At 70.3% G+C, this 12,389-nt stretch carries 12 protein-coding genes; 1 reads left to right on the top strand and 11 read right to left on the bottom strand.

From position 1 onward, the window contains the following. Nucleotides 1-33 precede the first annotated feature (33 nt). The 10 genes from ACFV4K_RS30640 to ACFV4K_RS30685 all read right to left on the bottom strand — a co-directional run bounded on the left by ACFV4K_RS30640 (nt 34) and on the right by ACFV4K_RS30685 (nt 9,391). Nucleotides 34-759, bottom strand: a complete 726-nt coding sequence (locus tag ACFV4K_RS30640) for a lysophospholipid acyltransferase family protein (RefSeq protein ID WP_379279610.1) — start codon at nt 757-759, stop codon at nt 34-36. A 246-nt stretch (nt 760-1,005) separates the two neighbouring features. Beyond that, nucleotides 1,006-2,010 carry an ROK family glucokinase gene (locus ACFV4K_RS30645; protein WP_379279612.1) on the bottom strand — a complete coding sequence of 335 codons (1,005 nt, stop codon included), beginning with the start codon at nt 2,008-2,010 and terminating at the stop codon, nt 1,006-1,008. Next, entirely contained in the window at nt 2,007-2,897 is an 891-nt protein-coding gene (locus ACFV4K_RS30650; protein WP_379279614.1) for a hypothetical protein, read from the bottom strand. Before ACFV4K_RS30650 ends, ACFV4K_RS30645 begins: the two co-directional genes overlap by 4 nt. Next, nucleotides 2,894-4,285 carry an ArsA-related P-loop ATPase gene (locus ACFV4K_RS30655; RefSeq protein ID WP_379279626.1) on the bottom strand — a complete coding sequence of 464 codons (1,392 nt, stop codon included), beginning with the start codon at nt 4,283-4,285 and terminating at the stop codon, nt 2,894-2,896. The genes ACFV4K_RS30650 and ACFV4K_RS30655 overlap by 4 nt, the downstream gene beginning before the upstream one ends. After that, on the bottom strand, nt 4,282-4,719 hold the full coding sequence (locus tag ACFV4K_RS30660) for an SRPBCC family protein (protein WP_379279615.1): 438 nt from the start codon (nt 4,717-4,719) through the stop codon (nt 4,282-4,284). The genes ACFV4K_RS30655 and ACFV4K_RS30660 overlap by 4 nt, the downstream gene beginning before the upstream one ends. A gap of 19 nt (nt 4,720-4,738) precedes the next feature. Then, on the bottom strand, nt 4,739-5,131 hold the full coding sequence (locus ACFV4K_RS30665; RefSeq protein WP_357094963.1) for a polyketide cyclase / dehydrase and lipid transport: 393 nt from the start codon (nt 5,129-5,131) through the stop codon (nt 4,739-4,741). A gap of 170 nt (nt 5,132-5,301) precedes the next feature. Beyond that, nucleotides 5,302-6,459: a glycosyltransferase family 4 protein gene (locus tag ACFV4K_RS30670; protein WP_379279617.1), complete on the bottom strand. Its 1,158-nt coding sequence runs from the start codon at nt 6,457-6,459 to the stop codon at nt 5,302-5,304. Between the two features lie 35 nt (nt 6,460-6,494). Further along, entirely contained in the window at nt 6,495-7,499 is a 1,005-nt protein-coding gene (locus ACFV4K_RS30675) for a peptidase MA family metallohydrolase (RefSeq protein WP_379279618.1), read from the bottom strand. Between the two features lie 13 nt (nt 7,500-7,512). After that, nucleotides 7,513-8,511, bottom strand: a complete 999-nt coding sequence (locus ACFV4K_RS30680; RefSeq protein ID WP_379279620.1) for an NlpC/P60 family protein — start codon at nt 8,509-8,511, stop codon at nt 7,513-7,515. A 256-nt stretch (nt 8,512-8,767) separates the two neighbouring features. Continuing rightward, nucleotides 8,768-9,391: a C40 family peptidase gene (locus ACFV4K_RS30685; protein WP_379279622.1), complete on the bottom strand. Its 624-nt coding sequence runs from the start codon at nt 9,389-9,391 to the stop codon at nt 8,768-8,770. A gap of 573 nt (nt 9,392-9,964) precedes the next feature. On the opposite strand from ACFV4K_RS30685, the gene ACFV4K_RS30690 reads away from it, so the two are divergent. Then, nucleotides 9,965-11,719 carry a DEDD exonuclease domain-containing protein gene (locus tag ACFV4K_RS30690; RefSeq protein ID WP_379279623.1) on the top strand — a complete coding sequence of 585 codons (1,755 nt, stop codon included), beginning with the start codon at nt 9,965-9,967 and terminating at the stop codon, nt 11,717-11,719. On the opposite strand, the gene ACFV4K_RS30695 is transcribed toward ACFV4K_RS30690, so the two are convergent. Beyond that, on the bottom strand, nt 11,716-12,389 hold a 674-nt coding region (locus tag ACFV4K_RS30695; protein WP_379279625.1), incomplete at its 5' end, for a Uma2 family endonuclease. The two genes, ACFV4K_RS30690 and ACFV4K_RS30695, sit on opposite strands and share 4 nt — an antisense overlap.

Below are 12,389 nucleotides of genomic sequence, written 5' to 3' on the forward strand. Positions count from 1 at the left end.
CTCCCGGGGCCTTTTCCGTTGCCGTGCGGCGGCTCAGCCCGCCAGGGTCTCCGGGACGCGGTCGGCGTCGGGGCGGCTGCCCGAGGGCACGCCCTTCTTCAGGCTCGCGGCGTAGACGTCCACGTACTCCTGGTCGCCCATCCGCATCAGCTCGTACATGATCTCGTCGGTGACGGCGCGCTCGACGAACCGGTTGCCGCCCATGCCCTCGTAGCGCGAGAAGTCGATGGGCGCACCGAACTTCACCGTCACCTTGCGCGGCCGCCAGCGGAACGGACCGGGCGGGCACACCTCGTCGGTGCCGATCAGGGCGACCGGGATCACCGGCACTCCGGTCTCCAGGGCGAGGCGTGCCACACCGGTCTTGCCCTTGTAGAGGCGGCCGTCGGGCGAACGAGTGCCCTCGGGGTACAGGCCGACCAGGCGGCCCTCACCGAGCAGCTTGCGCGCGGTGTTGAGCGCCGACTCGGCGGCGTCCGCACCGGAACGATCGATGGGGTACTGGCCGGTGCCGGAGAAGAAGAACTTCTGCAGCCGACCCTTGAGACCGGGGGTGGTGAAGTATTCGGCCTTGGCCAGGTAGGTGATCCGGCGAGGACTCATCAGCGGGGTGAACAACCAGTCGGTGAACGACAGATGGTTGCCGGCCAGAATGGCCGCACCCTTCGGAGGAATGTTCTCGACGCCCTCGACCTCGGGCCGGTTGATGAGATGCATCAGCGGCCCCACCAAGACGAACTTCAGCAGCCAGTAGAACATCGCGTCCTTTCCCCTGTTTTCGATACCCGGGACCGGCCTCATTGCGGGCACCACCACTCGCTTGCCTACCCTACTCCCCCGCCTCCCCGCGACTTCAGCGGACGGCTGATTGCCGCGACCGGTCTCACACCCGTGCCGCGGTAAGGAGCAAACCAATTCTGGTCGTACCCGACGAGTTACCCCGATCGGCACGAAATCAGTTGTCGCCCCGGGCAACGAGGACGAGCCGCCCGGGCATCGTGGTGATCAGCGGCGAGCAGGCGCGACCGGCATGGCACCCTGCTCGGCGAGCACCGCCGCGCGCGCCAGTTCCGCCGCGCCGATCATGCCTGCGGCCTCACCCAATTGGGCGGTGCGGATGCGGGCCAGGCGGCGGTGGCGGGCGCCGGTGATGGAACCGGCGTAGTGCTCGCGGGCCTCGTCGAGGAACAGCGGGGCCGAACTGCTGACGCCGCCCGCCACCACGATCAGGTCCGGATCGAAGATGTCGCTCACGAAGGCCAGGCCCAGGCCGAGCCAGCGCGCGAAGTCCGCCATCACCTCGAGGGCGACCGGGTCGCCGTCCTGGGCCGCACCCGCCACCCGGCGACCGGTCAGCGAGCCCGGGTCCCGGCCCGCCTCCCGCGCCAGCACCGTGGAGCGCTGCGGATCGGTGGCCAGCAATTCCAGGGCGGTGTCCACGAGAGCGGTTCCGCTGCAATACCGTTCCCAGCAGCCGCGCTTGCCGCACGCGCAGGCCCGGCCGTTCGGGACCACCTGCAGATGCCCGAGTTCCGGTGCGACGCCGTAGCTTCCGCGATACAGCTGGCCGTTGATCAGGAGAGCCGCGCCGATGCCGGTGCCGATGGCCACCAGCACCACATTGCGCCCGCCCGCCGCCGCGCCGAACCGGTATTCGGCCCACAGCGCGGCATTCGCGTCGTGCTCCAGGATCACCGGCAGGCCTAGCCGATCGGTGAGCCGCTGCGCGACCGGGGCGTCCTCCCACGGCAGATGCGGGGCGAAACGCACGGTGGCGCGGTCCTCGTCGACAAATCCCGCCACCGCCAGCCCGACCGCGCCGATGGCGTGGCGGCCGCGCAGCTCGCGCACCGCCCGGGCGAGGCCGTCCTCGAGGGCGCGCGCCGAATGCGGGGTCGGGGCGGTGACGGTGTCGAGGACCTCGCCCGCACCGTCGACCACCGACGCCCGAATATTGGTGCCGCCCACATCGATACCCACGGTCAACGGCACATCCACACCGCCCGTCATGCCTTGATGGTTACGTCGATGGGCACATACTTGCCGCGTGTGGGCCGCCGCCCGGACTGCGCGGCGCGGCCGGACGCGGAGGCCTCACGACCGGACGGTCCGGCGGCCGGATCGCCCGGGGCCGCCGGTCGGGCGGGGTCATCGGCGGGGCGTGCCACCGGCGGCCCGAACGGTTGCGCCGTGGCGTCGACCTGATCGTCCGCACCGTTTGTGGCGCGAAAGCCCGTGCCCGACACGGGGTCCGGGTCCTCGGGGCGGCGCGCCGCGCCGGGGCCCCGCCTCATCGAATCGTCGGACTCGTCGTCGTTGTGGTGGGCCCGGGCGCGGGCCGCCGCACGACCCTGCGCACCCGCCACGAACCGCGCGAACACCGCCGCGAGGTTCGCGGCAGCGCCGTGGTGGCCGGCGGATTCGGCTGCGCTCGCGGTGGATTCGGGCCCCGTGGACCCGTGCTCCTCGTCGTGTTCGCCGCGGGCGTTCGCGTAGGCGTCGGCGAACGGCAGATCGCCTGCGCCGGAATCGGTTCCGGCCCCGTGCGAGTACCGGTGCCAGGCTTGATATTCCGGCGATTCCGGATCCAGATCGGGCGGGATCACCGGGTCCACCGGCACCTCCGCGAGCGCCTCGCGCAGCACGGTCACGATGGCGGTGCCGTGTTCGGCGATGGCCGCCACCACGTCGTGGTGCTCGCCGCGCACGATCGCGGCGGCCGCGCACACCGGGCACCAACTGCAGCTGGACCATTCGGTGCGCCCGTCGGACGCGGTGCGGCGCAGCACCGGTTCCACGCGTTCGAGCAGGGCTTCGGCGAGCAGCCGTAGCTCCTCGGCGAATTCGCCGAGGTTCTCCTCCGGGTGGCCGGGGCGGGGGTGGTGCGTGGTCGTCATTTCGGCCAGACCTGCGGGTCGGGCCGGAAGCGGATCACCAGGTGGTCGCCGTCGAGTTCGGCGGCGTCGACCGTGCATCGCCGCAATACCGGGGCCAGCCGCAATCGCCGCCGGACCCCGTCCGCTCCCACGATCAAATCGTCCTCCACTCGTCCCAGCCGCAGTGTCGACGCATCGACCACCGGCAAATGCATGCGCATCGCGAACACCGAAGCCACCCCCGCCCCGGACTCGAGCCGGACCACCGGTTCGGCGGCGACGGGCGGCGCCCCGTCCGCGTCTGTGCCAAGCATAGGGACCGGACGCCATCCCACCCAGTTACCACTCGCGTCCACCGCGTAGGACAGTGCGGCCAGCGAGCCCAACCCCACCGGTTCGGTCCCGGCATGCCCCACCACCTGCACCGGAACATCGCGCAGCCGCTTGCGCAGCTCGGTCACCACGTCGAGTTGCTCACCGCGCCGGTTGAAATACCACCGCACCGCCGGATGCGGCGGCGCGGCCGGGTGCGGTTCGGGCATCTCCGGCAGCACCTTGTTGACCAGCACCGCGTCCAGGCGCAGGCCCAGCAGCGCGGCGGCCGAGCGCACCCGCGCCGATTCCGCCACCGCCACCTGTTCGGCGACGGTCACCAGGCGCGCGCCGGTGCGAGTCCGATCCGCCAGCAGATCACGGGCTTCGGTCACCGCGTCCACGATCTGCTCGACGGTCACCGCCAGCACCGCCTTGCGGAAGTCGGCGCCGATGGCCTCCATGGTGCGAGAGTGCGCGGGCCACACCCGTTCCAGATAGCCGAGCAGGGTGTCGGGGGCGGTCACGATGCGCAGCATGTCCGCCGAGGGCGGGCAGTCCAGCACGATCACGTCCCACCGCTGGTCCTTCGCGAACTGCGTGATCTCCAGCAGCGCCAGCAGTTCCTGCACCCCGGGCAGCCCGGTGAGCTCGGCGGGATCCAGTGCGCCCAGATCGAATCCGTGCTCGTGCCCGGCGCCGGAAGCCATCATCAGCACCTGCCGGAACCGATCCTCCAGCAGCGCCAGCGAATCCACCTCGATGACGTCGAGGGTCGGCGCGGCGGCGGACCCGACCACCGGCAGCCCCGGATCGGTGGCCTCGGGGTCGCTCGCGAGATCGGGTGCGGCCGTGGCGAGCACGGGCAGCGGCACACTGGCCACCGCCGGTTTCGCGCCGTGCCGCAGCCGGTAGCCGAGCGCGTCGCCCAGGGAGTGCGCCTGATCGAGGGAGGCCAGCAGCACCCGCCGCCCGGTCCGCGCGTAGGCGATCGCGGTCGCGCAGGCGAGGGTGGTCTTTCCGACGCCGCCCTTGCCGATGAACAGCTCGACTCGGGCGACGGGGCGGGTCGGGCGTTCAGTACCGCCGGCGGTCAGCCTTCGACCCGTTTCTTGAGTTCCTTGAGGGCGGTGTCGGTGATGACCTTCTCCGCCTTGCGTTTGAACATGCCGATCATCGGGATGTTCAGGTCGACGGTCAGCTCGTAGACCACCTGGGTGGTGCCGTCGGGCAGGGCGATCAGTTCGTAGGTGCCGTCCTGCGCCTTCTGCAGCTCCCCGGAGACCAGGCTCCAGCTGACCGCGCGGCCGTCGGGCCGCCAGGTGTAGGCCAGGGTGTAGGCGTCCTTGACGACCCCGGCGTCCAGCACGAAGCGCGCGGTGCGGGCCCGGCCGTCGGGTAGTTTGTCGAGGACCTCGACCGAGTGGGCCGCGGAGACCCATTCCGGATACGACTCCAGGTCGGCGATGACGGCCATCACTCGGTCCGAGGGGGCGTCGATCACGATCGACCGCTGAGTTCGATCGGCCATGGGCGGCAACGCTTCCTTTCTAGTGAGCGGCCGCGGGCGCGACCCCGGCCTTGCGCCCCGCCTCCAGGCGGGCCTTGATCTCGAACGACATGACCTTGCCCGCGACCCGGCGGGTGCGGTTGAGCGCCAGCAGGTCACGCCCGGACATACCGGCGACACCGCCGCGCGGTTCGGCGTGCATGAAGTAATGCATGAGGACGCCGTCCAGCATCGGCTCGAGCCACAGTTCCATGGTGCCCTCGGCGCCCCCGCTGACGGTCCAGCGGATTCCCTTGTCGCCCCGATCTTCCCGCACGTCCAATTGCAGGTCCGGCCACCACTGACGCCACCGCCCGCGATCGGCCAGAATTTCGGCCACTGCCTCGCCGGGCGCGGCGATGAAGGTCATATCGGCAACCTGGATACTGCTCACAGTGCTCATCTTGCCCTACGCTTCGCTCCGGGCGGGTTCGCGGCCCCGAAGTCTCGATTCTTCCCTCCTCCGCTTCGCTCCCCCGCCCCAAGGCGCAGGTCTATGAAGCCGCAGTCCAGAATCGAGCGCTCCGCCTCCCCGCGCTTGGCCGCGAACCTGAGGGCGCGGCATCAGCGAGTAGCTCTCAACGCCGTCTGGTTCGGGTCCAGCAGCTGCTGTAGTCGCTGACCCATGAGATCCCAGCGCCACTGCTGCTGCACCCAGGCGCGGCCCGCCGCGCCCATGGCGGCCGCGGCGTCGCGGTCGGAGAGGATGTCGACGATGGCGTCGGCGAGCGACTCCAGCTTGCTGCCGTTGACCACCCGGCCGGTCTCGCCCTCGCGCACGGTCTCGGGCGCACCGCCCGAATTGCCCGCGATCACCGGCACTCCCGTGGCCGAGGCCTCCAGGAACACGATGCCCAGGCCCTCGACATCCAGGCCCGCGCCGCGGGTCCGGCAGGGCATGGCGAACACATCGGCGATGGTGTGGTGGGCGGCCAGCTCCTGCGACGGCACCCGGCCGGTGAACACCACACTGTCGGAAACGCCCAGGGCCGCGACCAGTTCGCGCAGCTTCTGCTCGTAGGGTCCGCCACCAGCGATCACCAGCACCACGCCCTTGACCCGCTTGCGGATGTCGGGCATGGCCGCGATCAGCGAATCCTGCCCCTTGCGCGGCACCAGCCGCGACAGGCACAGGATGGTCGGCCGGTCCCCCAGCCCGTAGCGCGCCCGCAATTCGGCGCGCGCGGCCGGATCCGGCTTGAACACCTCGGAGTCCACGGCGGGCGGCAGATATTCGAGCGCCGACTGCGCGCCGAACGCCGCCGCGAACCGCCGCCGCGTGTACTTGCTGACATAGGTGACGACATCCGTGTGATCGCCGATAACGCGCAGCGCTTGCCGCGCGCCGGGCAGCATCGACCAACCCACCTCGTGACCGTGGGTGGACGCGAGAATCCGTTCGGCCCCGGCCTTGCGCAGCACCGGCGACATCAGCGCCAGCGGCGCGGCCGCCCCGAACCACACCCGGTCGCACTGTTCGTCACGCAGCAGTTTCCTGGCCCGGCGCGTGACCAGCGGCGTCGGCAGCATCAGTGTCGTGGGATGCCGCACCACCTGGAACGGCTGCTGCGCGTCGAACTTCCAGTGGCTGTCGCCCTTCCAGCGCGGCGCGTACACCACCAGTTCGTCGGCGGGCAGCTGCTGGGCGAGCGCGTGCAGATACGACTGAATCCCGCCGGGTCGCGGCGGGAAATCATTGGTAACCAGCAGAGTTCGCCCCATGCCACAAACCTACTGCACCCGCGGAGCAGCCGGCTTTACGCGCCCTCGGTCGTGCGGCTGGTGAGCCAGGCGCGCCAGTCACCCACCAGGTCGGTATAGGTGGTGCCGAGCGCGTCGCGCAGTACGGCCTCCACGGCGGCCCGGTCCTTCGGTCCGGAGGCCAGCTGCCGGTACAGGTCGACCAGGGCTTGATCGCCGTAGCGGTCGGCGACGAAAGCGCAGGCGGACCAGCCCTGTTCATAGGCAAGCGAGGCCTTGCCGCTGGAGGGTTCGAACATCGCGTCGGCGGGGAGATCGGCGGGCAGGTCACCGGCGCGGGCGCGGGCGGTGAGGGTCGGGGCGATCTGGGTGACGGGGTGGCGCATGCCGCGGTGCGCCGAGTACTCGGCGAAACCCTCGAGCATCCACATCGGGGAACCGTCGACGGTCACCGCGCGGCTGGCCATGTGGGTGAGTTCGTGGCGCAGCACCGAGCGCAGGCCGTCCGCGCCCAGGCGGCGTCCGGCGTCCGGCCCGAAAACCACGCGCTGCCCGGTCAATTGCGTGCCGGGCCGGTACGGGTCGGCGACGGTGGAGGCGGCGACCTCGGCGGGCACGTCACCGGTGGCGCGGGTCAGCGCCGCGAATTCCGAAGGGCTGGAGGCGACCACCACGACCGGCGCCCGATTCCAGTCTTGACCCCACAGCGCGGAGACCGCCGCGGTGGATGCCGCGAGTTCGCTCGCCAGCACATCGAGATCGGCGCGCTGGCCCGGATGACCGAGCACGATGCCGGTCCGGCCCGATCCGGTCGGCACCGGTTCGGCGACCACCTTCCCGTAGGCGTCCATGGACCGCTTCACCAGTGGCACCTGCGGATCGGTGGCCTGGCTCGCGTCCTGGCCCGGCACCACGGCGCGCAGCGTCGGCAGCACCGAGTTCGGCAGCATGAGCAGCGCGCCGCACGCGCCGGTCAGGGCGCTGACCATGACCAGGGTGAGCACGAACTGGAACCGTCGTTTCGCCGACAGCCAGCCGCGGACCTGCCGCAGAGCGCTCATCGCCGCCTCTCGTTCAGTACCGACGAGCCGAATGGAACGGGGTCGAACCCAGCGGCGCGACCTGGACGGGAACGCCGAAAGTCGACGCGTGCAGCATCAACCCGTTGCCGGCGTAGATGCCCACATGCGAGATGTCCGAGTAGAAGAAGACCACATCACCGGGCTGCAGGTCCTTCTGGTCGACCGGCGTGCCGAATCCGGCCTGCTGTTGCGAGGTGCGCGGCACGCTCTTGCCGACCTGATGGAAGGCCCACTGCACCAGGCCGGAGCAGTCGAACTGGTCCGGTCCGGTGGCGCCCCAGACGTACGGATCGCCGACGCGGGTCAAGCCCGCGGCCAGCGCGCTGGTGCCCGACCCCGGGACCAGACCCTTGAGCAGGCTGTCGCGATCGAAGCCGGGCGGGAACATGGAGCCCGCCAGCGCGGACTTGTCACCGGCCGAGAGCTGGCCCCACGCGGCGATGACCTGGGCCATCGAGCCTTGCAGCGCAGCGCGTTTGGCCTCCAGGTCCGTACGGACCCGGTCGGCGGCGGCGCTGGCGGCGCGGGCGGAGTCGGCGGCGGCGCGGGCGCCGGATTCGGCGGCGGCGGCCGCGGTGGTGGCCTTCTGATACTGGGCCAGTTGATCATTGGTGCGCGCGCCCACCAGGTCCACGATGGACATCTGGTCGAGCAGCTGCTGCGGCGAATTGCTGACCAGTAGCGAGGTGATCCGGTTGGTGCGGCTGCCGAGCAGCGCGGAGGTCGCGGCGCGTTCGATGACCGGTTGGTAGCGGCGGATTTCGGCCTTGGCGGCGTCCAGCGTGGCGGCCGCGTCGGCGGCGCGCTGGTCGGCGACGTCCGCGGTGGCGGACTTGGCGTCGAGATCGGCCTGGGCGTCGAGCGCCTGCTGATTCATCTGCTCGGACTGCCGGGAGAGGTCGATGAGCTTCTGCACCGCGTCCCCGGCGGAAGCCGGTGCGGCCACCGGATCGGCCCCGGCGAAGCCGTAGCCGCCGTAGGTGCCGACCATGAGGGCCCCGACCGTGAAGGCTCCTCCTACCAGTCGCCTGGTCCGCTCACTGTGTGTCCGCTGATGTCGCTGCTGCGCTGCCACCGCTGGTGTCGTCCCGTTCTCTTACCCCGAGCCGGTCAGAAGGTCTCGGTAAGATTACGAAACGGCGACCGCTTGTGTCCAGCAGGCCACGGAAGCATTACGGTCGCCGTTTCCCCCGCGGGTCGTCCGCCCGCGGTCGGCTGGGGGACGAATCCCCCGGTAGAGCAAGGGATCAGATACGCGTGGCACCCGAGAACGGCATCGACGAGATCGGGGCGACCTTGACGGGCTGACCGGAGGTCGACGCGTGCACGACATTGCCGTCGCCGATGTAGATGCCGGAGTGGCCGCCGCCGTAGAACGACACCACGTCGCCCGGCTCGAGAGCGTCGTAGGAGACCGGGCTGCCCGCGCCGGCCTGCTCGTAGCTGGTGCGCGGCAGGCTGACACCGGCCTGGGCGTAGGACCACTGGACCAGACCCGAGCAATCGAAGGCGTCCGGGCCGGCGGCGCCGTACACGTAGGGGTCGCCGACGCGGCTCATGGCGGCGTCGACCGCGGCCCGACGGAAGCTGCGCTGCGGGCCGGGCGCCGGGGCGCCCGGGACCTCGATGCCGGGCAGGGCCGGGATGACCACCGGCAGGGACTCGGGCAGGCCCGGGATCCCGGCGGGGAGCTGGATGGCATCGGGCACGTCGATGGTGCCGACGGGAGTGTTGACCGGCTGGGCGGCCGCGGGCGTAGCGGGCAGCAGCAGCGCGCTCAGCGTGGCAGCGCCGACGGCGCCGGCCGCGGCGGCGCGACGCGCAGTGCGCTGCATGCCCCGGACCTGTCGCTTGACGGTGGTGGTCGCCATGGTGAGGTACTTCCAATCTGCCCCGCGACGCCGCACCCGGTGGTGCGTCGGACTCCGCGAGGTCTCAGGAAGATTACGAGGACATAACGGTGCTTTGTAAAGCCGCAGCGGTCGGTGCGTGACTCAAAATTGTTGCGCACTCGCATTTCGGTGCGACAAACGTCACAACAATCACGAAACGATAACAGCGGCCGTTTTTTTGAGAGCGTCCCGAGAGCTACCCACCGGTAGCAAGCGCCTGCGCGAGGCCCCTCCGACCTTGGCGAATTCCGCATAACTCCAGTTCAGAGCCATGACCCGCGACCTGGGGGATTCCCGGACCGACATTCGGCGCGCCCGGGCGCGGGACACCGGGCCAGCACTCGCCGCACACGAACCCGAACCAACCGCCCTCCTCCACAAAATTGATCCATTTTCCGAATAACTGTGACCCTGGCCACAAAGGCGCATATTCGCTCAATTCGGGGATTTCATCTCGAGAATCGTCATCACATATTCGAGCATTCCCCCAGGTCGCCTCGAAAGATCAACTTCGGGCGGAGTTGTCGGACCCTGCGCCTAGGCTTGCCCCTCGTGTCCGGACAGCTGGCCTTCGATGAGCTCGAAACCCCGCTCTATGACACAACGTTCGTGGTCGTGGACCTGGAGACCACCGGAACCAGCCCCGAGGGCGACGCGATCACCGAGATCGGCGCGGTCAAGGTGCGCGGCGGTGAGGTGCTCGGCGAGTTCGCGACCCTGGTCAATCCCGGCTGCGCCATCCCGCCGCAGATCGTGCAGATCACCGGCATCACGACCGCCATGGTGATCGACGCGCCCCGGATCGAGCAGGTGCTGCCCGGATTCCTGGAGTTCGCGCGCGGCGCGGTGCTGGTCGCCCACAACGCCCGCTTCGATCTGGGCTTCCTGAAGGCCGCCGCCGCGAAGTGCGAATTGCCGTGGCCTGCCTTCCAACACGTCTGCACCGTCCAGCTGGCCCGCCGCGTGCTGCCCAAGGACGAGGCGCCCTCCGCCAAGCTCTGGTACCTGGCGCAGCTGCTCGGCGCGGAGACCCGGCCGACGCACCGCGCTCTCGACGACGCCAAGGCGACGGTGGACGTGCTGCACGCGCTCATCGCCCGGGTCGGCAATCAGGGCGTGCACAGTCTCACCGAGCTGCTCGACTATCTCCCCGAGGTGACCCGCCGCCAGCGCGCGAAACGCGTGATGGCCGCGGACCTTCCGACGAATCCGGGCGTGTACCTGTTCCGCGGCCCATCCGACGAAGTCCTCTATATAGGGACGGCGGTGAATCTGCGCCGCCGCGTCCGCAACTACTTCACCGGTTCCGACACCCGCCCCCGCATGCGCGAGATGGTGCAGCTGGCCACCCGCGTCGATCATGTCGAGTGCGCGCACGGCCTGGAAGCGGGCGTGCGCGAGCTGCGACTGCTGATCGCCCACACCCCGCCCTACAACCGGCGCTCGAAGTTCCCGCAGCGCGCGTGGTGGCTGACCCTCACCGACGAGCCCTTCCCCCGCTTCGCGGTCTCGCGCACCCCCACCCGGGATGCGCTGGGCCCGTTCACCTCCCGCACCGACGCCCAGGAGATCGCGGCCACCCTCGCCGAGCAGTCGGGCCTGCGCACCTGCACCACCCGGATCCCGCGGACGGGCCGCCACGATTGCCAGCCGGCCGTCGTCGGCGGTTGCCCCGCGGCCGCCGAGAACAGCCCCCTATATATAGAGGAGTACGAACCCTCCCCCGCCGCCATCCGCGCCCTGTTCACCGGCGTGGACGACGCACTGCTGCACACCATCGCCGCGAGACTCGAAACCCTCTCCACCGCAGAACATTTCGAGGCCGCGGCCCGCCTCCGGGACCGCACGGTCGCGGTGGTCCGCGCCCTGCGCCGCACCCAGCGCCTCACCGCCCTGGCCGCCATCCCCGAACTGATTGCCGCCCACCCCGACGGCGCCGGTGGCTGGCAGTTCGCGATCATCCGTTACGCCCGCCTGGCCGCCGCCGGCACGGCGGTCCGCGGCATCTCCCCCATGGCCGTCGTCGACCGCCTCGTGGCCGCCGCCGAAACCGTCCTCCCCCAACCGCTCCCGGACTCCGGCGACACCCCCGCCTTCCCCCCGTTGCGCGGCGCCCTCCCCGAGGAGGCGGGCCTGCTGGTCCGCTGGCTCGAACAGCCCGGCACCCGCATCGTCCGCACTACCGACGGCTACGGCGAACCCCGCCTCGGCGCGGGCCCCTGGCTCGACTGGGTCGACCGCGCCGAGGCCGCTGCCCGGATCCTTACGCCGGGTGAACCGCTCACCTCCGACCGGTCGAACCCCTAAGCCTGTTCCAAGACGTCGAACGGGATCGTCGCCTCGACGGGATCATCGAGCAAGAGGACACGGCGGTGGACGTCGTGGGCGCGGTAGCGGCGGCCGGACCAGTCGAGGCGGTATTCCTCGATTTCCTCGATTCGCGCTTCTTTCTGGTCCAGTCGGACGATCAGATAGCTCGGGACACCCGCGATGGCGTATTGGATGCGCTTGTCGGTGATGTCGGCGTCGATCGTCGATTCGGAGGTCACTTCGACGATGAGCAGGATGTGGTCGCGGACCGTATTCACGTTGTACGGCTCGCAGTCTCGGATCCAGATATCGGGGTACCGAATGTTCAAGCGGCGGTCGGGGGCGGCCGAATCACTGTCGGCGAAGCGGGCGGCGACGTCGGAATCAACCACCATGCACGGCCCTCCGGGGCGACGTGCTGCCTCCAGGAGCCCCGCCAGCCGTCGTACCACCCGGCTGTGCAGCGGGCTCTGCGCCATCATCTGAACGACGCGCCCGTCTACGATCTCGATGTCACCGAGCTCGGAAGTCGCTCCGTCGTCGAACTCCTCGGCTGTCACGCGCTGGGCGTCTTGCTCGTCGGGAGCGCTCATGCCGACCATCATCGCAGCTCGGCCGGTGACGAGCCAGGAACGGGGAAGGCCCCGAGTCGAATTGGACTCGGGGC

This window comes from Nocardia sp. NPDC059764 (assembly GCF_042732555.1).
In the GTDB taxonomy this organism is placed as follows: domain Bacteria; phylum Actinomycetota; class Actinomycetes; order Mycobacteriales; family Mycobacteriaceae; genus Nocardia.

What these genes read in the sequence shown, in the direction of transcription:
- ACFV4K_RS30640 (WP_379279610.1), bottom strand. Translation starts at nt 759, where the DNA reads ATGTTCTACTGGCTGCTGAAGTTCGTCTTGGTGGGGCCGCTGATGCAT.
- ACFV4K_RS30645 (WP_379279612.1), bottom strand. Translation starts at nt 2,010, where the DNA reads ATGACGGGCGGTGTGGATGTGCCGTTGACCGTGGGTATCGATGTGGGC.
- ACFV4K_RS30650 (WP_379279614.1), bottom strand. Translation starts at nt 2,897, where the DNA reads ATGACGACCACGCACCACCCCCGCCCCGGCCACCCGGAGGAGAACCTC.
- ACFV4K_RS30660 (WP_379279615.1), bottom strand. Translation starts at nt 4,719, where the DNA reads ATGGCCGATCGAACTCAGCGGTCGATCGTGATCGACGCCCCCTCGGAC.
- ACFV4K_RS30670 (WP_379279617.1), bottom strand. Translation starts at nt 6,459, where the DNA reads ATGGGGCGAACTCTGCTGGTTACCAATGATTTCCCGCCGCGACCCGGC.
- ACFV4K_RS30675 (WP_379279618.1), bottom strand. Translation starts at nt 7,499, where the DNA reads ATGAGCGCTCTGCGGCAGGTCCGCGGCTGGCTGTCGGCGAAACGACGG.
- ACFV4K_RS30680 (WP_379279620.1), bottom strand. Translation starts at nt 8,511, where the DNA reads ATGGTCGGCACCTACGGCGGCTACGGCTTCGCCGGGGCCGATCCGGTG.
- ACFV4K_RS30685 (WP_379279622.1), bottom strand. Translation starts at nt 9,391, where the DNA reads ATGGCGACCACCACCGTCAAGCGACAGGTCCGGGGCATGCAGCGCACT.